General features: G+C 71.9%; 16 protein-coding genes and 1 pseudogene. 7 read left to right on the top strand and 10 right to left on the bottom strand.

Translation table 11 applies throughout. The annotated features are described in order from the left end of the window. Window positions 1-58: 58 nt before the first annotated feature. The 3 genes from ACFW6B_RS11915 to ACFW6B_RS11905 form a co-directional block, all read right to left on the bottom strand. Entirely contained in the window at window positions 59-1678 is a 1620-nt protein-coding gene (locus ACFW6B_RS11915) for a CpaE family protein (RefSeq protein ID WP_386594703.1), read from the bottom strand. Between the two features lie 339 nt (window positions 1679-2017). After that, window positions 2018-2731, bottom strand: coding sequence for a Flp pilus assembly protein CpaB (gene cpaB, locus ACFW6B_RS11910; RefSeq protein WP_386594701.1), 714 nt, complete (start codon window positions 2729-2731; stop codon window positions 2018-2020). A gap of 237 nt (window positions 2732-2968) precedes the next feature. Continuing rightward, a complete protein-coding gene (locus tag ACFW6B_RS11905) occupies window positions 2969-3850 on the bottom strand; it encodes a hypothetical protein (protein WP_386594699.1) in 882 nt (293 codons plus the stop codon). Window positions 3851-4231: 381 nt separating this feature from the next. Between ACFW6B_RS11905 and ACFW6B_RS11900 the strand changes: the two genes are divergently transcribed. Together ACFW6B_RS11900 and ACFW6B_RS11895 are read left to right on the top strand one after the other, a co-directional pair. Then, the gene (locus ACFW6B_RS11900) at window positions 4232-5914 is read left to right on the top strand and encodes a chitinase (protein ID WP_386594697.1); all 1683 of its coding nucleotides are present in this window, start codon (window positions 4232-4234) and stop codon (window positions 5912-5914) included. Window positions 5915-6208: 294 nt separating this feature from the next. Then, window positions 6209-7576 carry a M14 family metallopeptidase gene (locus ACFW6B_RS11895; RefSeq protein WP_386594695.1) on the top strand — a complete coding sequence of 456 codons (1368 nt, stop codon included), beginning with the start codon at window positions 6209-6211 and terminating at the stop codon, window positions 7574-7576. Window positions 7577-7655: 79 nt separating this feature from the next. On the opposite strand, the gene ACFW6B_RS11890 is transcribed toward ACFW6B_RS11895, so the two are convergent. From ACFW6B_RS11890 to ACFW6B_RS11870, 5 genes are all read right to left on the bottom strand, one after another. Next, on the bottom strand, window positions 7656-8330 hold the full coding sequence (locus ACFW6B_RS11890) for a hypothetical protein (protein ID WP_386594693.1): 675 nt from the start codon (window positions 8328-8330) through the stop codon (window positions 7656-7658). Window positions 8331-8394: 64 nt separating this feature from the next. Then, window positions 8395-9924, bottom strand: coding sequence for a GntP family permease (locus ACFW6B_RS11885; RefSeq protein WP_386594691.1), 1530 nt, complete (start codon window positions 9922-9924; stop codon window positions 8395-8397). 246 nt (window positions 9925-10170) lie between these two features. After that, entirely contained in the window at window positions 10171-10581 is a 411-nt protein-coding gene (locus tag ACFW6B_RS11880; RefSeq protein ID WP_386594689.1) for a RidA family protein, read from the bottom strand. Between the two features lie 7 nt (window positions 10582-10588). Next, window positions 10589-11356: an IclR family transcriptional regulator gene (locus ACFW6B_RS11875; RefSeq protein ID WP_386594687.1), complete on the bottom strand. Its 768-nt coding sequence runs from the start codon at window positions 11354-11356 to the stop codon at window positions 10589-10591. Beyond that, the gene (locus tag ACFW6B_RS11870; RefSeq protein ID WP_386595014.1) at window positions 11353-12477 is read right to left on the bottom strand and encodes a sugar kinase; all 1125 of its coding nucleotides are present in this window, start codon (window positions 12475-12477) and stop codon (window positions 11353-11355) included. Before ACFW6B_RS11870 ends, ACFW6B_RS11875 begins: the two co-directional genes overlap by 4 nt. Before the next feature lie 165 nt (window positions 12478-12642). Here ACFW6B_RS11870 and ACFW6B_RS11865 point away from each other — a divergent pair, with 165 nt between their 5' ends. After that, window positions 12643-13920 (top strand): amino acid deaminase, encoded by a 1278-nt coding sequence (locus ACFW6B_RS11865; protein WP_386594685.1) that lies wholly within the window; start codon window positions 12643-12645, stop codon window positions 13918-13920. Window positions 13921-13936: 16 nt separating this feature from the next. Beyond that, window positions 13937-15565 carry an amidohydrolase family protein gene (locus tag ACFW6B_RS11860; protein WP_386594683.1) on the top strand — a complete coding sequence of 543 codons (1629 nt, stop codon included), beginning with the start codon at window positions 13937-13939 and terminating at the stop codon, window positions 15563-15565. A gap of 20 nt (window positions 15566-15585) precedes the next feature. On the opposite strand, the gene ACFW6B_RS11855 is transcribed toward ACFW6B_RS11860, so the two are convergent. After that, window positions 15586-16470 (bottom strand): serine protease, encoded by an 885-nt coding sequence (locus tag ACFW6B_RS11855; RefSeq protein ID WP_386594681.1) that lies wholly within the window; start codon window positions 16468-16470, stop codon window positions 15586-15588. A gap of 351 nt (window positions 16471-16821) precedes the next feature. Next, window positions 16822-17466: a hypothetical protein gene (locus ACFW6B_RS11850; RefSeq protein WP_386594679.1), complete on the bottom strand. Its 645-nt coding sequence runs from the start codon at window positions 17464-17466 to the stop codon at window positions 16822-16824. A 126-nt stretch (window positions 17467-17592) separates the two neighbouring features. Between ACFW6B_RS11850 and ACFW6B_RS11845 the strand changes: the two genes are divergently transcribed. The 3 genes and pseudogenes from ACFW6B_RS11845 to ACFW6B_RS11835 form a co-directional block, all read left to right on the top strand. Continuing rightward, window positions 17593-18804 (top strand): pyridoxal phosphate-dependent aminotransferase, encoded by a 1212-nt coding sequence (locus ACFW6B_RS11845; protein ID WP_386594676.1) that lies wholly within the window; start codon window positions 17593-17595, stop codon window positions 18802-18804. Window positions 18805-18926: 122 nt separating this feature from the next. Then, window positions 18927-19355 carry a hypothetical protein gene (locus ACFW6B_RS11840; protein ID WP_386594674.1) on the top strand — a complete coding sequence of 143 codons (429 nt, stop codon included), beginning with the start codon at window positions 18927-18929 and terminating at the stop codon, window positions 19353-19355. A 264-nt stretch (window positions 19356-19619) separates the two neighbouring features. Beyond that, window positions 19620-19808 (top strand): annotated as a pseudogene (locus ACFW6B_RS11835) (hypothetical protein); the annotation flags it as partial. Between the last annotated feature and the right edge of the window lie 292 nt (window positions 19809-20100).

The following is a 20100-nucleotide window of genomic DNA, read 5'->3' as shown; positions in this document are numbered from 1 at the left end:
TCCTGTCCTTCACACGGGACATGTGAGGTACCAGTGGATGCCGCCTGCGGGTGCGTCCTCATCCGGCCTCCCCCTCCAGTGCCGCGCCCGCCCTGCCCTTCACGTGGAAGCCCGCGTCGAATCCGGGGAAGAACAGGGGGACGTCGACCTCGACGGTGGCCGTCATGACCTGGCCCGACGGGACGCAGTCGATGCCCGCGTCCTTCCAGGAGCCCGGCAGGTGCTTGCTGCCTGCCGAGGAGCAGGCGCCCACGTAGTCTTCGTGGACCGCGTAGGCGGCGGTCGCGGCCCGTGCCGCCTCGTCCGCCGCGTTCCCGGCCAGCGAGTACGAGTAGCCGTACAGCACGCACTGCCACAGGATCGTCATGACCACCAGGAGCAGCGGGAACATCCCGGCGAATTCGAGGGTGACCGCTCCCCGGTCGGCGTTCCGGCCGCGGAGCGAGAGCGCGCCCCGGTCCGACGCGGACGCCTTGCGGCGCCTGCCTCCGGAGCCGCCCTCCTGGGGGATCACGAGGCCCACCTCGGCGGCGAGCGCCCACAGCGCCTGCTTGACGGTCGAGCGGGCGTCCAGGTCCTGGAGGCGGCCCGCGTCGACGACCGACTGGAGTTCCTTGAAGGCGGCGGGAACCCCGGAGCGGGCGACCTTGGTTCCGGTGACGCGTTCGACGAGGGACGGCTGGATCTCCGTACCGCGGGTGGAGCGGTTCACGACCGTCGTGGTTTCCTCCGCCTTGCGGATCTGGAGGCGGTCCCACATGCGGACCATGCGTTTGGCGGCGCGTACGGCGATGACGTCGGGGGTGACGAGGAGCAGGGCCCGGTCGGCCATCTCGACGGCCGCGGCGGTGGCCGAGTTCATCTGGGAGCCGCAGTCGACGACCACGACGTCGTGGCGGGAGCGCAGCGCGCCGAGGACCTGGCGGGCCACCCGGTCGGTGACCTCCTCGCCCCGTTCGCCCTCGGAGGGGGCCAGCAGCAGGGCGATGCCGCTGTCGTGGGTGTAGACGGCGTCCTGGAGGACGCGCGGGTTGATGTCGGTGATGGCCGCCAGGTCGGCCACCGAGCGGCGGAACTGCACGTCGAGGTACGAGGCCACGTCCCCGGACTGGAGGTCCAGGTCGAGCAGCGCCACGCTGTGTCCGGACGCCTTCGCGGCGAGGGCGAGCTGGACGGCGGTGACGGTCGCGCCGACGCCGCCCTTCGCGCCGGTCACCGTGACGACGGTGCCGCCGGGGCCCGTGTACAGCTCGGGCGCGCCGCTGTGCAGGTGGCGGCGCATTCCGGCGGACCAGGCGGCGGCGGCCTGGACGCGTTCGGCGAGGGCGTCGTAGCCGAGCGGCAGGCCGACGATGCCGCGGGCGCCGGAGTCCATGGCGGCGGTGAGGACACCGGTGCTGGTGTCGGCGGTGATGAGGACGACACCGACCGCGGGGAAGCGCATCACGAGCTCGCGGATCAGGTCCAACGCCGGTACGGGGCCGATGCGTTCGTGGACGAGGACGACTTCGGGGAGCTCGTCGAGGGACTCGGCGGCGAGACGCGCGAGGGTGTCGAGGAGTGCTGTCGAGTCGGGTACGGGCGGGGCGGGTTCGGTGTCGGCCAGCTGGCTCAGCAGGGTGGTGAGCGCGCGGGCCGAGTCGATGTCGCCGACGGCGGGAAGGATACGGATGGTCATCGGCGAAGCTCCTCGCTGGGCCCTGTCGTCACATCCCCGTCGTCCGCCCGAAGGGCGGGCCCGGCGGCGTCAGGTGCGTGCTCTCGGCGTGCCGGCCCCAGGCCTGCGTACTGGATGTACTCGGGTCTGGGGCCGGTGCGGCGAGAGGGCGTGCATGGCGTCGCCGGGCAGACGGGGATTTGACGACAGGGCCCAGGCCCTGTCGTGGCACTGACGTGCCGTGCGTCGGCCCTCGCGCCCGGCACCTCGGGAACCCGTCGCCGCGTCCATGTCGTGCGCGCCGGCCTCGAACGCGGTCCCGGGCACCGCCTCGTGGGCATGGACCTCATGCGCGGCCTCCTACTTGTCCTCGTCGAGGGTGTACGTACGGTCGCCGGGCGCCACGACCGCCTCGGAGCCGCCGGCGACCAGGGCGAGCCGGACGTGTTCGGCGAACGACTCGGCGTACGCGACGCGCTGGGCGTCGGCGGCGCCGAGGGCGAAGGTGATCGGGACGGCCTGGGCGGCACTGTTGCGCCGGTCGGAGCCGGACTGGTCGGGGTCGAGGGCGGTGAGCCTGCCGACGTCGATGACGCGGGCGTTCTCGACGATCACCTTGGACTGGTCCTTGCCCCTGTCGTTCTCGGCCTTGAAGGTGGCGTAGATGTTGACCCGCGATCCGGGGTCGATCTTGCCCGCGACGCCGGTCGAGGCGTCGATCATGATGGCGATCTCCTGCTGCCCGGGGGCCAGCTCCGGCTTGGCGACGATCATGTCGGCCTGGAGCAGGGAGCCCTTCTCCAGCCGGGTGACGGCGATCTTCCCGCGGATGCGGGAGAGGTCGGTGACGGCGGTGGACGACAGCCACCGCTCGGGCATCGAGATCTTCTCGAACTGGTCGGCCGTCAGCTCCTTGTAGGGCGCGATGTCGCTCCTGAGGCGGTACGCCGTGACCTCCGGGCCGACCTTGGAGTTCACGTCGCGGATCACCGAGAGGACTCCGGCGAAGGCGCCGAGGGCGCACAGGACCGAGAGGACCAGCAGGATGACGCCGCGGCGCTGGCGCGAGTTCACTGATTCTCTCCTCGTGGGGCGGTGCCGGGGGGTGGACCGGGCTGTCGTTCCTGCCGGGGATCCGGGGGGTGACCTCCGGGATGATGCAGCATGTTCAGGACAACCTCGATCTACGGGGACGGCGGGTTCGGGCGGGTGGTGCCCGAGGTGCTGGGCGGTGGTGCCTGAGGTGCTGTTCTGCCGTGCTGGTGCGCTGTCCGGTCGGGCCTGGTGCGCGGCGGGGACGGGCCGAGGGGGCTATGTGGCGCCTCGGGGCAGGGCGCGTACCGCGGGGGCCGCCCGGACGGTGGTGGCCAGGGGCTCCTGGGCGGAGGGCGGCGACAGCGGGGCGGCGCAGAACCCGCAGCGGTCACCGATGAGTTCGAGGCCGCACCAGCGGCACTCGTCCCGCCGGACGGAGGAGACGAGCTGGTAGAGGACCGAGACGTCGTACAGCCCGGCGGCGAATTCGACGAGCCGGTTCGTCCCCCACCAGCGGACGGACTCACCGGGCAGCGGGACGGTCGCGGCGCCCTGGACCTGCCAGGCGGGCGCGAGGGTGGAGGTGACCCAGTCGGAGGGCGGCTGGCCGGCGGCCGAGAGCAGCCGGGTCCCGAACTCCGGTCCGGGCAGGTCCTCCTGGCCGACTCTGATCAACTCGGCGCGCGGATTGGCGAGTACGGCGAACTGGGCGCCCGGCACCCATGACTTGGCGTGCGACTTCAAGGAGACCGGGACCCGGTCGAGTCTGGCGACCGAGCCGAGCAACGCGCCCGCGTAGATGTAGTGCGCGAGCAGCCGGGCGGCGGAGGCGAGCACGCCGGGGCTGAAGTCGCAGACCGAGAGCTGGCGTAACTGCTGGGCCAGCAGGGCGACCCCGAGCGGTGGCAGGTCGATGCCGAGCAGCGCGATGCGGTCGCTCTCCAGGACCGAGCGGACGGTGTGCAGCCGCCGGGTGACGGCGGTCTCGGCCGAGGCCGGGTAGAGGGAGATGACGTACCCGTGCTGCTCGATGAGCGCGTGCATCCCGGTGAGGGAGTCCTCCAGGGTGCCGAGCGGCTGGACGACCGCCGGCGGGGTCTGCCGGTCGTACGGCGGGAGCACCAGATCGGGACTGGTGACGGCTATCGCGGTCGGCACGCTGCACACACCCCGTTCGCTGCGGCGGGATGGTCAACCACCGCCTCAGATCGCCCATTTGTCGCCATGGAGCGTCACGGTCGTTCATTCGACGGCCGCGGATCGCCACGGTGACACCCTCTTGCATCAGCACCATATCCACGGCATGGCCCGCTCAACACCGAATCTGCCAGATCATCTCACCGAAGGTGCGGGCTTGATCGACGGAGAGTAAGTCGTCTCAAAACAACTGCGGCCTCTCACAAGGGGGTTGGGGGTGCCGTGGGACTTGACAACCAGATTGGTCTGGACCAACTTGTACCCACCGGCGGTGGCCACCGTTCCGATCCCCCTCCCCTCCCCCACCTCTCCCTGGAGGACCCAGTGGACCGCGTCACCCGTATGCCCAAACGGAGATGGGCGGGAGCCCTCGCCGCCGCCGTCACCGCGTCCGTCCTCTCCCTCACCGGCATGGCCGGCCAGGCCCAGGCCGCCGACGTCAACAACGTCAAGAACGGCGGCTTCGAGTCCGGCCTGAGCAACTGGACCTGTTCGGCGGGCAGCGGTACGACCGTCTCCTCCCCGGTGCACGGCGGCTCGGCCGCCCTGAAGGCCACGCCCGCGGGGCAGGACTTCGCCCAGTGCTCCCAGTCCGTCGCCGTGAAGCCCAACTCGACGTACACGCTGAGCGCCTGGGTGCAGGGTTCCTACACCTACCTCGGGGTGACCGGCACGGGGACGACGGACGTCTCGACGTGGACGCCCAACACCACCTGGACGCAGCTCACGACCACCTTCACCACCGGCGCCTCGACGACGTCGGTCTCGGTCTGGTCGCACGGCTGGTACGGACAGCCCGCCTACCTCGCCGACGACTTCTCGGTGTTCGGCCCCGACGGCGGCGGTGGCGGCGACCCGGCCCCGACGGTCCCGGCCACCCCCGCGGGCCTCGCGGTGTCCGGCACGACCTCCTCGTCCGTCTCCCTCGCCTGGAACGCGGTGTCCGGCGCGACCGGCTACAACGTGTACCGGGGCGGCTCCAAGGTCCAGTCGGTGAGCGGGGCCTCCGCGACCGTCTCGGGGCTCAGCGCCTCCACGTCGTACTCGTTCCAGGTCAGCGCGACCAACGCGGCGGGTGAGTCGGCGAAGTCGTCGGCCGTCACCGGGACGACGGCCGCGACCGGCGGCGGAGGCGGCGGCAACGTGCCCGCGCACGCCGTGACGGGCTACTGGCAGAACTTCAACAACGGCGCGACCGTGCAGAAGCTGTCCGCCGTGCAGTCGCAGTACGACATCATCGCCGTCTCGTTCGCCGACGCCACGAGCACGCCGGGCGCCGTGAGCTTCACGCTCGACTCGGCCGGGCTCGGCGGCTACACCGTCGACCAGTTCAAGGCCGACATCAGGGCCAAGCAGGCCGCGGGCAAGAAGGTCATCATCTCCATCGGCGGCCAGAACGGCACCATCTCGGTGAACGACTCCGCGTCGGCCACGAACTTCGCCAACTCCGTCTACTCCCTGATGCAGACCTACGGCTTCGACGGCGTGGACATCGACCTGGAGAACGGCCTCAACGCGACCTACATGTCCCAGGCGCTGCGGTCGCTGTCCGCGAAGGCGGGCTCGTCCCTGGTCATCACCATGGCCCCGCAGACCATCGACATGCAGTCCACGTCGAACGCCTACTTCCAGACCGCCCTGAACATCAAGGACATCCTCACCGTCGTCAACATGCAGTACTACAACAGCGGTTCGATGCTCGGCTGCGACGGCAAGGTCTACTCGCAGGGCTCGGTCGACTTCCTGACGGCGCTCGCCTGCATCCAGCTCCAGGGCGGCCTCGACGCCTCCCAGGTGGGCCTCGGCCTCCCCGCCTCCACCAGCGGCGCGGGCAGCGGTTACGTCTCCCCGACCATCGTGAACAACGCCCTGGACTGCCTGACCAAGCTCACCAACTGCGGCTCGTTCAAGCCCGCCAAGGCCTACCCGGGCCTGCGCGGCGCCATGACCTGGTCGACCAACTGGGACGCCTCGGCGGGCAACGCCTGGTCGAACGCGGTGGGCCCGCACGTGCACGCGCTGTAGGTCCCGACTCCACCCTGACGGTCCACCCCGTCACCCTGGTGGTCCACCCTGGCGGTCCACCCCGGTGGTCCTCCGTCCCGGCCCCGTTCGCCGCAGTCGCGGCGGGCGGGGCCGGCCCCGTTCCGGGCGGCCGATTCCCGCCGACACCCCTCTCTCATTCCTTGACCTGCTCATGCCACAGCCCCCACCATGAGCGCCACACCCGCACCAGGCACGTCACCTTGAGCCATCCCCCGGCTCCGCTCCCCCACAATTCCGGAGATCCCGGAATTACCGGAGAAACGAGGAGACTTCATGCGACTTCGCCCACGTGGCAGCGGAAGAACCGACGGCAGGGGCAGAGGGGGCCGGCGCACCGCCGCCCTCGCCGTCCTCGCGGCACTCGCCCTCGCGGCTCCCCTGACCGCCACGGCCACCGACGCCACGGCGAGCGGGGCCAGGGCCCTCGCCCCGTCGTCCGACGACATCAGGCAGTACGAGATCCACCAGGGCTCGACCTCCGCGTCCCGTACGGAGATCCAGCGGTCGGGCGTCACCGTGGACGAGGCCGACGAGGAGACCGTCGTCGTCTCGGGCCGCGCCGACCAGATCGCCGCACTGCGCAAGCAGGGCTACGACATCACACCGCTGGGCTCGGCGCCCGACCGCTCCTCCGGCAGCGACGTACGGCTCTTCGACTTCCCGACGGCGGACTCGAAGTACCACAACTACGCCGAGATGAACACGGAGATCAACCAGCGGCTGACGGCCTACCCGAGCATCATGAGCAAGCGGGTGATCGGAAAGTCCTACCAGGGCCGGGACATCGTCGCCATCAAGGTCAGCGACAACGTGGCCACCGACGAGAGCGAGCCCGAGGTCCTGCTGACCTTCCACCAGCACGCCCGCGAGCACCTCACGGTGGAGATGGCGCTGTATCTGCTGCGCGAGTTCGGGGCCGGCTACGGCAGCGACTCCCGGATCACCAGCATGGTGAACAACCGTGAGGTCTGGATCGTCCCGGACCTCAACCCGGACGGTGGCGAGTACGACATCGCGAGCGGCTCCTACCGCTCGTGGCGCAAGAACCGCCAGCCCAACTCCGGCTCCTCGTACGTCGGTACGGACCTGAACCGGAACTGGAACTACAAGTGGGGCTGCTGCGGCGGCTCTTCGGGGTCCACGTCCTCCGAGACCTACCGGGGCACGTCGGCCGAGTCGGCGCCCGAGGTGAAGGTGGTCTCCGACTTCGTGCGCGGCCGGGTCGTCGGCGGCAAGCAGCAGATCACCGCCGGGATCGACTTCCACACCTACAGCGAGCTGGTGCTGTGGCCGTACGGGTACACCACCGCCGACACCGCGACGGGGTTGACGGCGGACGACGCCGCCGCGTTCAAGGCCGTCGGACAGAAGATGGCCGCCAGCAACGGGTACACGGCCGAGCAGGCCAGTGACCTGTACATCACGGACGGCTCGATCGACGACTACCTCTGGGGCGCCCACAAGATCTTCGACTACACCTTCGAGATGTACCCGTCGTCCAGCTCCGGCGGCGGCTTCTACCCGCCCGACGAGGTCATCGAGCGGGAGACCTCACGCAACCGGGACGCGGTGCTCCAGCTCCTGGAGAACGCCGACTGCATGTACCGGTCCATCGGCAAGGCGGCGCAGTACTGCTCCTAGCGGGGACGCGCCGGCCTGACCGGCCGGTGGCCGGGGATCCGCGTGCCCTCCTGACCGGGCGCGCGGATCCCCGTACCGCTTACTTCTCGGCCTTGTCCTTGCCGTCCTCGCCGTCGTCGTCGCCCTCGCCCCGGGTCTCGCCCTCGCCCCGGGTCTCGGCCTCGGCCTTCGACTCGGGCTCGGCCTTCGACTCGGGCTCGGCATCGGCCTCGGGCTCGCCGTCGTCGAAGTAGGCGTCCAGGACGGCGTCGAGCTGCTCCTCCCACTCCTTGAAGCGTGCCCGGGCGTTCGCCTCGATCTCTATCGGGTACCAGCGGCGCTCCGGCGTGTGCACCGTGATGGTGAACCGCTTGCCGAAGCGCGGCGACTCCGTCTCGACGGCGCCGATCTCGTCCCAGCGGAACTCCGCCTCCTGGTCGTCCAGGCGCAGCAGGACGCCGCTGTGGTCGGCCCTGATCGAGGCACGCCGGTCGGACGCCTCGAAGACGGGGCCGTCGGGGGCGGGTCCGCTCTCCTCCTCGGACCCGGCCTCCTCGGACTCGGCCTCCTCCGAGGCATCGTCGGCGGGCGCCGCGTCGGACGCCGCGTCGTCGGAGACCGTCCCGTCGGCGACGGTCTCCTCGGCAGCCTCCTCGGTCTCCACGACCGCGTCCTTCGGCTCCGCCGGCACGGGTGACGTAAGCCCGGGGATGTACGCCGGGTTCACCGCGGCGGCGTCCAGGGGCTGGCTCTTCGAACCTATGCGCTGCTCCACAGCCGGAAGTATGGTCGAAGATCCTGTGCGAGGCACAGTCGGCCCCGAATTGGCGATGCCACTGTTACACGAAGGGACTCATCGCGGCGGCCACGGCGAACCCGGCGACGGACAGCACCGATTCCAGCACGGTCCAGGTCCGCAGGGTGTCGCGTTCGCTGATGCCGAAGTACTTGGCCACCATCCAGAAGCCGCCGTCGTTGACGTGCGAGGCGAAGATCGAGCCCGCCGAGATCGCCATGATGACGAGGGCGACGAATGCCTGCGAGTGGTGGCCCTCGGTGAGCAGCGGCGCGACGATTCCGGCCGTGGTGACGATCGCGACCGTCGCCGAGCCCTGGGCGACCCGCAGGACCAGGGAGATCAGATAGGCCAGGACGATCACCGGGAGGCCGACGTCGTTGAAGGTGTCCGACAGGGCCTGGGCGACCCCGCTGGCCTTCAGCACGGCGCCGAACACACCGCCCGCGCCGACCACGAGCAGGATGTTGCCGACCGGCTTGAGGGACGAAGTGGCCACCGTCTCCAGGGACTTGCGGGACCAGCCGCGGCGGATGCCGAGGAGGTAGGAGGCGAGGAGCAGGGCGATGGTGAGGGCGACGAACGGGCTGCCGAAGAACTCGATGACGGAGCGGGGCGTGGAGGGGTCGAGGGCGACCGAGGAGAAGGTGGCCGCGAGGATGAGCAGCAGCGGCGTGCCGATGATGCCGAGGACCGTGCCGAGCGGCACCGGCTTCTCCCTCGGTTCCGCGCCCTCGCCCGGGCCGTCGGTGCCCTCCGGCAGCGCGGCACCCGCGCCCCGCCGCTCCTCGGCGACGGCCCGCCTGGCCTCGGCGGCCGCCTCGACCATGTCCTGCGGTACGGGGACGAAGAGGCGCCTGCCGATCCAGGCGGAGTAGACCCAGGCGGCCAGTACGGCGGGGATTCCGCAGACGACGCCCATGAGGACGACCCAGCCGAGCTGGACGTGCAGCAGTCCGGCGGCGGCGACCGGGCCGGGGTGCGGCGGCAGGAAGGCGTGGGTCATCGACAGGCCGGCGAGCAGCGGCAGGCAGTAGAGGAGGATCGACCTGCCCGACCGCTTGGCGGCGGCGTAGACGAGCGGCGCGAGGACGAAGATGCCGACGTCGAAGAAGACCGGGATGCCGAAGATCAGGCCGGTCAGGCCCATGGCGAGCGGGGCCCGCCGTTCCCCGAAGAGGCCGAGCAGCCGGGAGGCCAGCACCTCGGCGCCGCCGCTGACTTCGAGGACCGCCCCGAGCATCGTGCCGAGACCGATGATGATCGCGACATGGCCGAGGATGCCGCCCATGCCGGTCTCGACGACCGATACGGCGGTGGACCGCTGGACCGTGCCGAACAGCTCCGTGACCGAGAGTCCGGCCGCGAGGCCGACGGCTATGGAGACGGCGAGCAGGGCGACGAACGGCTGGAGCCTGACCTTGATGATCAGGAAGAGGAGGAGCGCGATACCGAGGGCGGCGACCGTGAGCAGTCCGGCCGTGCCGTCGAGGAGGAGCAGGAGACCGCCGGTGTGCGGTGGTGCCTCCGGGGCCGGGGCCGGGGTTGTCGCTGCGAGCGGGTACGACGACATGTCGGGGAGCCTCTTCTTCCGTCGGTGCGTGGGGCTTTCGGGCAGGGCGGATCGCGGTGCGGCACCCCGGGGTGGCGGGTGCCGCACCGTGACGTCGTACGGGGTGCGGGAGTTGCGCGGGTCGCGCCGATCACGCGGGTTCGGCCTGTGTGGGGTCAGCCCGTGTGGGGTCAGCCCGTGTGGGTTCGGCCCGTGTGGGTCACACGGTCGCGCGGGGGTCGTGCGGGCGTGGGCCCGGAGGGGACGTCAGCCGAGGACGGCGAGCACGTCGATCTCGACGAGGAGTCCGGCCGGCAGGCCGACGTAGACCGTCGTGCGGGCGGCGGGGGGCGCGGTGAGTCCCTGCTCCTCGAAGTACTGGTCGTAGATCTCGTTCATCTCGGCGAAGTGGCCGGTGTCCGTGAGGTAGACGCGGATCATCATCGCGTCGTCCCAGCCGGCGCCGCCCTCCTCGAGGACGGCCTTGACGTTGGCGAGCGTCTGGAGGGTCTGCTCGCGCAGGGTCGGGCCCGCGGGCGTCGGGGGCCTGCCCTCCTCGGCGGGCAGGAAGCCGACCTGCCCGGCGACCTGGAGGATGCTCCCCTTCCGCACGCCGTGCGAGAACCGGGCGGGCGGGGTGGTGTGGGTCGCGGGGGTGAGGGCGATCTTGTCGGTCATGCGGTGCTCATTCCTCGGTGTCTTCCTTCACGGGGGTTTTGCCGGAGTAGTCGCGGCTGATGGCGTCGGCCGTGCGGCGCACCAGCGGGAGCAGGGCGAGGAGTTCCTCGGCGGTGACGACCACGTTGGGCGCGGAGACCGACATCGCGGCGGCGACGCGTCCGTCGGCGCCGCGGACGGGGGCGGCGACGCAGTTGATGGACTCCTCGTGGCCGCCGAGGTCGGTGGCCCAGCCCTGTTCGCGCACCGTCGCCAGTTCCTTCAGGAAGGCGGGGGCGTTCGGCGTCGAACGGGCCGTGTACACGGGGTAGTCGAGCCTGTCGGCGACGGCGCGGCGCTCGGCCTCGGGCAGGTCGGCGAGCAGGAGTTTGGCGACCGCGGCGACGGTGATGGCGACGGGCTTCCCTATCCGCGAGTACATGCGCACCGGGTAGCGGCTCTCCACCTTGTCGATGTAGAGCACCTCGTTCTCCTCGTACACGGCGAGGTGGACGGTGTGTCCGCAGCTCTCGTTGAGGCGGACGAGATGGGGGTGGGCGATCTCGCGGACGTCGAGGTTCTCGACGGCCTCCTGGGCGAGGGCGAAGAGCCGGGCGCCGAGGCGGTAGCGCTGGTCGGACTGGCGGTACACCAGGCCGTGTTCGTGCAGGGTGCGCAGCAGGCGCAGGGCCGTGGACTTGTGGACGCCGAGGCGGTCGGCGACCTGGCCGAGGTCGGCGGGGCCCTCGGCGAGCAGCGGCAGGATGCTCAGCGCTCGGTCGACGGTCTGGCTCATGGCGTACGTACCTCCTCCGCGGCCCGTGCGTCGGCTTCGGTCCAGCCGGGGCCGAGACGAAGTCTCTCCCAGGCACGGTCGTCGAGGGCCGTCAGCCGGTCGGCGAGCCGCCGGGCGGGCGGCTCTGCGAGGTCGCCGGGGACGGTGAGGGCGGCGGCCGCCGTCAGATGGCCGTGGCGCAGCCGGTCGCGGGCGGGCAGGCCGCGCAGGGTGGCGGAGAGGAACCCGGCGGCGAAGGCGTCACCGGCGCCGACGGCCGCGACGACGTCGACCCCGGGGGCGGGGACGAAGACGGCGGTACCGTCCGCGCCCTCGCCGGCCCCGCTGCCGCTCCCGGGTCCCCCGGCGCCCGCATTCCGGTCGAACACGACGGCTCCCCGGCCGCCGTCCTTGACGACCAGGACGGCCGGTTCGGGCAGTGCCTCGCGGATCGCCCGGGCCCCGCGCAGTCCCCAGGCGTCGCGGGCCTCGTCGTCCCCGACGAAGACGATGTCGGCGCGGCGCGCGAGGTCCAGCAGGACGCGCGGTCCCCCGGGCCGGCCGCGCCACAGGGCCGGGCGGTGGTTGACGTCGAAGGAGACGAGGGGGCGGCCGGTCCGCGGGGCGGTCAGCTCGCGCACCAGGTCCAGACAGCCGTCGGAGAGCGCGGCGGTGATGCCGGACAGGTGGAGCACGCGGCCCGAGCGGGCGGCGGCCAGGTCCGTGTTCCGCGCGGTCATGGCCGAGGCCGCGGATCCGGCCCGGTAGTAGGCGACCTCGTGGGCGTCGGTCGCCCGGTCGCCGGCGGTGCGGAAGTAGACGCCGGTGGGCCGTCCGGGGTCCCGGCGCACGGCGGAGGTGTCGACGCCGTACGCGGTGATCGCCTCCACCAGGTGGTCGCCGAACCCGTCGGCGCCGACCCGGCCGACCCAGCGGGCGGAGTGACCGGCGCGGGCGAGCACGCAGGCCACGTTCGACTCGGCGCCCCCGATGCCCCGTTCGAACGACGGCACGTCGGCGAGGCGGCCGGGGCGGGTGGGCAGGAAGGTGACCATGGACTCGCCGAGCGCCACCACGTCGACGGTGCCGGTGCCCGGGGCGACGCCCGCGCCGGTGCCGGTGTCGGGGGACTCGTCACCCACGGGTCCTTGGCTGCTCACGGCGGTCGGGCTCCTCGCTCTGGCGGCCCACGGCGGCGGACGGCACCGTTGACCCTGCGTCGGCTGGGATGTTAGACAGCGACGAACGACATACGCAATGAGCGTTGCACATGATGCAACGCGCCATCGACAGGCCGAGGAGGCCCCATGAGCGCCGACACCGCCGCCGCACCGCTGGCCGCTCTCGCGGCGGAGCGCGTCGACCACCGTTTCAAGGGCCTGCCGCCGGACGCCGGCGGTCTGAGCGTCGGCGAGCTGGCCGCGCAGCGCCGCAACCTCTTCACGGACGGCTTCACCACCCCCGTCCTCGCCCTCTCCGCCGAGCGCCTGACCCACAACCTCGAACTCATGGAGACGTACGCCACCCGGCACGGCCTCGCCTTCGCGCCGCACGGCAAGACGTCCATGGCGCCCCAGCTCTTCTGGCGGCAGATCGAGCACGGCGCCTGGGGCATCACCCTCGCGGTCCCCCACCAGGTGCGGGTGGCCCGGGAGTTCGGCATCGACCGGATCTTCCTCGCGAACGAGCTCGTCGACCCCGCCGCCCTGCGCTGGATCGCCGCCGAACTGGCGGCGGACCCGGACTTCCGGTTCGTCTGCTACGTCGACTCGGTGCGCGGGGTGGAGCTGATGGACGCGGCCCTGCGCGGGAGCGCCCGCCCGGTGGACGTCGTCGTCGAACTCGCCGCGGGCGCGGGCGCCCGTACCGGGGCGCGCACGGAGGAGGAGTGCGCGGCGGTCGCCGACGCGGTGGCGGCGGCCGGGACGCTCCGGCTGACGGGCGTCGCCGGGTACGAGGGCGAGGTGCCGGACGCGAACCCCGAGCGGGTGCACGCCTGGCTGCGGCGGCTGACCGCGCTCGCGGCGGCCTTCGACGGCGCCGGGCGGTTCAAGGACGCCGACACGATCGTCGTCAGCGCGGGCGGCAGCGCCTGGTTCGACGCGGTCGCCGACGTCTTCGCGGAGATCCCCGGACTCTCGCTGCCCGTCCTGAAGCTGCTGCGTTCGGGCGCGTACGTCTCGCACGACGACGGCCACTACCGCAGGCTCACCCCCTTCACCCGCGTCCCGCGGGAGGGCGCCCTGCACCCGGCGTTCCGCCTGTGGTCGCAGGTCGTCTCACGCCCCTCCCCCGAACAGGCCTTCACCAACGCCGGCAAGCGGGACGCGGCCCACGACCTCGACCTGCCCGTCGCCCAGGTCGTGCGCCGCGCCGGAACCGAGCGGCCGGCGGCCGGCATCGAGGTGAGCGGGCTCTCGGACCAGCACGCCTGGCTGCGCACGGCCCCCGAGGCGGACCTGGAGGTCGGCGACTGGGTCGGCATGGGCCTGTCCCACCCGTGCACGTCCTTCGACAAGTGGCAGCTCATCCCACTGGTCGAGCCGGACGGCACGGTCGTCGACTACGTCCGTACGTTCTTCTAGAAGCGGGAGACACACCGTGGATCACGCCGATCTCGTCCTCCAGGACGTGGACGTCGCCGACGGCAGCGGCGCGCCGACGTACCGCGCGGACGTGGCCGTCAAGGGAGGCAGGATCGTCGCGATCGTCAAGGAGGCCGCGGCGGCCGGCTGCCAACGGCCGCGCGGCACGCGGGAGATGGACGCCGAGGGCCTCGTCCTCGCTCCCGGCTTCATCGACATGCACGCGCACAGCGACCTCGCGCTGCTGCGGGACCCGGACCACAGCGCGAAGGCCGCCCAGGGCGTGACCCTCGAAGTGATCGGCCAGGACGGCCTGTCGTACGCGCCGGTCGACGACCGCACGCTCGCCGAGGTCCGCCGGACGATCACCGGCTGGAACGGCGACGGAGACGACATCGACTTCGGCTGGCGTTCCGTGGGCGAGTACCTGGACCGGCTCGACCACGGCTTCGGCGGCGAGGGCATCGCGGTCAACGCCGCCTACCTCGTCCCCCAGGGCACCGTCCGCATGCTGGCCGTCGGCTGGGAGGACCGCGAGGCGACCCCTCGGGAGCTGGACCGGATGCGGCAGTTGGTGGCGGACGGGCTGCGGGAGGGCGCGGTCGGCATGTCCTCGGGACTGACGTACACCCCCGGGATGTACGCCCGGGACGCCGAACTCACCGCGCTGTGCCGGGTGGTGGCCGACCACGGCGGCTACTGGTGCCCCCACCACCGCTCGTACGGGGCGGGCGCCCTGGAGGCGTACGAGGAGATGGTGGCCCTCACCCGGGAGGCGGGCTGCCCGCTCCACCTCGCCCACGCCACCATGAACTTCTCGGTGAACGAAGGACGGGCGCCGGAGCTCCTCGCCCTGCTGGACAAGGCGCTGGCGCAGGGCGCCGACATCACCCTCGACACCTATCCGTACACCCCCGGGTGCACCACCCTGGCGGCGCTGCTGCCGAGCTGGGCGAACGAGGGCGGCCCGGAGGCGGTGCTCGCGCGGCTGCGGGACGACACCACCGCCGAACGGATCCGGCACCACCTGGAGGTCGTGGGCGCGGACGGCTGCCACGGCGTGCCCGTCGACTGGGAGACGATCGAGATCTCGGGGGTGAACGACCCCGGCCTCGGCCCGTACGTCGGCCGGACCGTCCTGGAGTCGGCCGATCTGCGCGGCGAGGAGCCCTGGACCACCGCCCGGCGGCTGCTGGTCGAGGACGGGCTCGGCCCCACGATCCTCCAGCACGTCGGCCACGAGGAGAACGTCCGGGCGATCATGCGGCACCGGGTGCACACCGGCGGCTCGGACGGCATCCTGCACGGCGCCAAACCGCACCCGCGCGCCTACGGCACCTTCCCGCACTATCTCGGCCACTACGTGCGGGAGCTGGGCGTCCTGACGCTGGAGGAGTGCGTCGCGCACCTCACCGGCAGGCCCGCCGCCCGGCTGCGGCTGCCCGACCGGGGTCTCGTCCGCGAGGGGTACCGCGCCGACCTGGTCCTCCTCGACCCGGCGACGGTCGCGGCGGGCTCGACCTTCGCGGCGCCGCGCACCCTGCCGACCGGCATCCCGCACGTCCTGATCGACGGCCGTTTCGTCGTCGAGGACGGGCGCCGGACGGACGTGCTGGCGGGACGGGCGGTCCGCCGCACGGCGTGACCGCCCGCCCTCCCGCGGTGTTACGGCTTGGGCAGGACGCACCCGCTCAGGCTCAGGTTCAGCTGGTTTCCGGTCGTGAAGCAGGCCGGGATCTGGTAGGTCTCCTGGGCGTAGTTGATGCCCTGGCGGACGGTGACGGTGCCGTTCGCGTCGACCTCGCAGGGGTTGTTCAGGGTGCAGCGTCCGCCGTCCTCGTTGCCGGTGTTGTTGACGGCGACGACCTTGCCGGTGGACTGGTCGACGACCGGCGAGCCCGAGGTGCCGCCGATGGTCTGGCAGGCCGAGGTGTAGCGGACCGAGTCCTTCCAGGTCCAGTCCCCCTCCTTGAGGCGGTACGCGAACCCGTCGACGTTGCAGCTGTAGAGGCGCTTCCAGTAGCCGGAGGCCACGGTGATGGCGGTGCCGGCGACCGGGTGCGTGTCCTGCACGGTCAGCGCGCTGATGCCGTACGAGTTCCTGATGGTCGCGTAGGTGCTGGTGAGCTGGTAGATCGTGATGTCCGTGTCGGTCATGGTCGAGTACGCGACCTTGCTCGCGCGCAGCGTCGCGACCCGGGTGCCCGCCGAGTTCAGCAGGCCGAAGGTCCGGCTGGACGACTGGCCGACGATCACCTCACCGGGGTCCGGGAAACCGGTCTCCAGGCAGTGGCCGTTGGAGAGCACGAGCGCCGGGTCGGTGTCCGCCGAGCCGGGGAAGCGGACGACCGAGCCCGAGCAGTTGCTGAGCGCGACGGTCCCGGCCAGGCTGACGGCCTGGACGGCGGGCGCCGCCCCGGTGTCCGCCGCGCGCGCGGGAGTCGGCCGGGACGCGGGCACCGTGTGGGGAGCGGGTGCCGCGCCCGCGGGTGCCGCGCCCGCCCCTGACAGCACCAGGGCGAACAGCACGGCGACGAGAGGCTTTCTCATGTGGGGGTCCCCTCTTGCGACTTGGGGCGGCCGAAGGTCGTCCGGCCGCCTTCCGCTGACCGGAGGTCTTCCGGTCAGTTGTTGTCATGCGCATTGTGAGGGGGGAGGGAAAAGTGAACAAGGAGTGGTTTCCGGCCTACCGGCGGGCGAGACGGGCCCGCGGCGGAGCCGGGCCCGCCCCTTGCGGCGCCGGGTTCGCCTCCTGCGGCACCGGGTGCGCCGACCCGCGGCGTCGTCCGCCCGGAGAACGGGGCTCGCGGCATCCGGTGCCGGGACACCACCCACGCCTTTCGGGCCGTGGGGGCGCGGCTGACGCCGCACACCGATCCACCGGGGATTGCAGGACGGCCCTCAGTCGGACCAGCCGCCGTGGCCGCGCCCCTGTCCGCGGCCACGGCCGCCGGTGGCGCCGGTCGCCGAGGAGCTCGGGGAGGCCGAGGGCGCCGCGGTGGTGGCGGAGGGCGCGGGAGCCGTGGAAGCGGTGCCGGGTGCGGAGGCGGTCGTGGTGGCGGTCCCGCCCGGGGCGGAGGAGGAGGCCGCGGGCGCCGACGTGGTGGCCGGCGGGGCCTCCAGGGGCCGCGCGGAGGCGGTCCCGGTCGATCCGTCGTCCGCCTGCACGGGTCCGGTGGGGAGGCGCACCGGCTCTCTCGTGCTCGCGGGTGTGCCGGCGGGCCCCTTGGCCGCCCCCGAGTCGAACACCCCGGAGACGGCGAGACCGAGGACGACGACGCCGACCGCTCCCCCGGCCACGGCCAGCCGCCGGTTCAACCGGCCGCGGCGGGTGCGCCTGCGGTTCAGCAGCCGCTCCTGCCGCCCGGCCGGATCGCCCGGCACGACGGGCAGGGCGGCGGTGGCCTCACCGTCCGCGTAGACCTTCTGCCAGCCGTGGGCCTCGGCGGGATCGGCGTACGTCTCGTAGGCCGAAGGCGTCGCCCCGTCGCTCTGCGGGAGGTACACCGTCGGCCGGGCTTCGGGGTCTCCGGACTGCCAGGACATGATCGCGCATTGTAGGGACCACCAGGGCGTTCGGTGCAGCCGGAGGACAAAATTGCCGACATCGACGCGTCCCACGTGGTGAAAAACACGCCCCGGCGCGCGGCGGGCGGTCGTAAGCTCACGGACATGCAGGTGATCCAGTCCACGAAGCTCGCCAACGTCTGCTACGAGATCCGGGGTCCGGTTCTTGAGGAGGCGATGCGGCTCGAAGCGGCCGGTCACCGCATCCTCAAGCTCAACACGGGCAACCCGGCCGCCTTCGGGTTCGAGTGTCCGCCCGAGATCCTCGAGGACATCCTCCGCAACGTCTCCTCGGCGCACGGCTACGGCGACGCCAAGGGCCTGCTCGCCGCCCGCCGCGCGGTCGTGATGCACAACCAGACCCTCGGCATCGAGACGGACGTCGACCACGTCTTCATCGGCAACGGCGTCTCCGAACTCATCGTGATGGCGATGCAGGCGCTGCTGGACGACGGCGACGAGGTGCTCGTGCCGGCCCCGGACTACCCCCTGTGGACGGCGGCGGTCTCCCTGTCCGGCGGCACGGCCGTGCACTACCGCTGCGACGAGCAGTCCGACTGGATGCCCGACCTCGCGGACGTGGAGCGGAAGATCACCGACCGCACCAAGGCGATCGTCATCATCAACCCGAACAACCCGACGGGCGCGGTCTACGACGACGCGATGCTCCGGGGGCTGACGGACATCGCCCGGCGGCACAACCTGCTGGTCTGCTCCGACGAGATCTACGACAAGATCCTCTACGACGGCACCACGCACACCGCGACCGCCAAGATCGCCCCGGACCTGCTCACCCTCACCTTCAACGGCATGTCGAAGGCGTACCGGGTGGCGGGCTACCGCGTCGGATGGATGTCGGTCTCGGGGCCCCGCGCGCACGCCTCCTCCTACATAGAGGGTCTGACGATCCTCGCGAACATGCGGCTGTGCGCGAACATGCCGGGGCAGCACGGAGTCGTCGCGGCGCTCAGCGGGCGCCAGACGATCAACGACCTGGTCCTGCCGGGCGGGCGCCTGAAGGAGCAGCGGGACGTCGCGCACGAGCTGCTGACACAGATCCCCGGCGTGAGCTGCGTGAAGCCGAAGGGGGCGCTGTACCTCTTCCCGCGTCTGGACCCGAAGGTCTTCAAGGTCAGGGACGACCGGCAGATGGTGCTCGACCTGCTGCGCCAAGAGAAGATCATGGTCGTGCAGGGGACGGGCTTCAACTGGCCCGAGCCCGACCACTTCCGGGTGGTCACCCTGCCGACGGTCGCGGATCTGACGGACGCGGTGACACGGATCGGCTCGTTCCTGGACGGCTACAGCCAGCCCTGATCCCGCCGGGGCGCGGCCCGCGCTCACCCTGCGTGCACGCCGCGTCCCAGTATGCGAACCTGCTCAACTTTAGACGAAATCCAAGCTAGGATGGCTTCCTGTCAGGCACAGGAGGCCATTCCATGTACGAACCGATCCGCTCGAAGTCGGTCCACGCGATGGCCGGCGCCCCCTCCTCGGACTTCCCCCACCGGTCGCGCGAGGAGGAGCTGGACATCCAGCTCGCCGGTCACCTCGCGGCACTGCTCGCCGTCACGGACGAGATCCGTACGCTCGCCCCGTCCGCGGACCTGGACGCCGGCGTCCAGCGGCTCACCGAGCAGGTGACGCGGCTGCGCGGCGGCACCCCGCCGCGCGCGCCGGCCGCCCCGGCCGACGCGGCACCCGGCGCGTCGCGCCTCGCGACACTCCACCGGCGGGCCCACGCCCTCGCGGGCCGCGCGCTGGTCGTCGCGGCCTCCCGCGCCGACACGGCCGCGGCGATCCTCTCCGCCGAGCGGATGGACGCCCACGCGTCCGCCGCCGAACCCCGCGAGCTGGCCACCCACTGAATCCCCGGCCCACGGTCCGGACCCGCCACGCCCACGCGCCCGGACCGCCCGGGCCCGGGCCGAGGCCCCCCGTACGGCCTCGGTCCGCGCGTCTTCGAAGCGACGCGCGGACCGGGTGCCACCCCCGCCCCGCCGACCCCGCGGGAGCTCCGCGCCGCCCCGTAGCGGCAGCCCCTCCTCCGGTTGCGTACCGGGACCCGGTGGTCACCCCGTGTTCACCCCCCGAGGCGGGGAACGTTGGATTCCGGGGTGCACGCTCCAGGCGTGAGACGCATCGCGGGAATCGTCCTGGCGGTCCTGTTGATCGGCGGAGTGGCAGCAGCCGTCGTCGCGGGCCGCACTGGTCAGGACAAGGGCACGGCAACGAAGACCGTGCACGGAATGATCGGTTCGGAGAAGGCGGAGTTCTTCTCGGATCCGGCTGTGGTGAAGGCCCTCGCCGCCAAGGGCTACCGGGATTCATTCGCAGTGCTCCGGCTTTCGGGCCGGGGGTGAAACGAATTCTGCGGTGGCGACTCAGAGCGTCGCGGTGACGTTCCGGCGGAGCCGGACTCTGCAGCGACGGTGACGGTTCGCTCGTGTGTTCCCGGTAGCGATGCGGGTTCGACCTGCCTAGCGTGATGGCCGTGCAGCTTCGGTACAGCTTCCGCGTGCGACACGAGGTCGCACCATTCAAGTGGATAGCCCGGTCACAACTGGGCTGTCTCAGGCCAGTGTTCTGAGGCCTGGCCCCACGCTCACATGC

The sequence above is a fragment of the Streptomyces sp. NPDC058751 genome, from assembly GCF_042746485.1.
Lineage (GTDB): Bacteria > Actinomycetota > Actinomycetes > Streptomycetales > Streptomycetaceae > Streptomyces.
The sequence above is the reverse complement of the archived record's forward strand: the minus strand, read 5'-3'. Positions and strand labels throughout refer to the sequence as shown.

Coding starts and splice junctions, on each gene's coding strand:
- ACFW6B_RS11855 (WP_386594681.1), bottom strand. CDS start 16,470: ATGAGAAAGCCTCTCGTCGCCGTGCTGTTCGCCCTGGTGCTGTCAGGG.
- ACFW6B_RS11895 (WP_386594695.1), top strand. CDS start 6,209: ATGCGACTTCGCCCACGTGGCAGCGGAAGAACCGACGGCAGGGGCAGA.
- ACFW6B_RS11880 (WP_386594689.1), bottom strand. CDS start 10,581: ATGACCGACAAGATCGCCCTCACCCCCGCGACCCACACCACCCCGCCC.
- ACFW6B_RS11850 (WP_386594679.1), bottom strand. CDS start 17,466: ATGTCCTGGCAGTCCGGAGACCCCGAAGCCCGGCCGACGGTGTACCTC.
- ACFW6B_RS11845 (WP_386594676.1), top strand. CDS start 17,593: ATGCAGGTGATCCAGTCCACGAAGCTCGCCAACGTCTGCTACGAGATC.
- ACFW6B_RS11900 (WP_386594697.1), top strand. CDS start 4,232: ATGCCCAAACGGAGATGGGCGGGAGCCCTCGCCGCCGCCGTCACCGCG.
- ACFW6B_RS11885 (WP_386594691.1), bottom strand. CDS start 9,924: ATGTCGTCGTACCCGCTCGCAGCGACAACCCCGGCCCCGGCCCCGGAG.
- ACFW6B_RS11865 (WP_386594685.1), top strand. CDS start 12,643: ATGAGCGCCGACACCGCCGCCGCACCGCTGGCCGCTCTCGCGGCGGAG.
- ACFW6B_RS11875 (WP_386594687.1), bottom strand. CDS start 11,356: ATGAGCCAGACCGTCGACCGAGCGCTGAGCATCCTGCCGCTGCTCGCC.
- ACFW6B_RS11840 (WP_386594674.1), top strand. CDS start 18,927: ATGTACGAACCGATCCGCTCGAAGTCGGTCCACGCGATGGCCGGCGCC.
- ACFW6B_RS11915 (WP_386594703.1), bottom strand. CDS start 1,678: ATGACCATCCGTATCCTTCCCGCCGTCGGCGACATCGACTCGGCCCGC.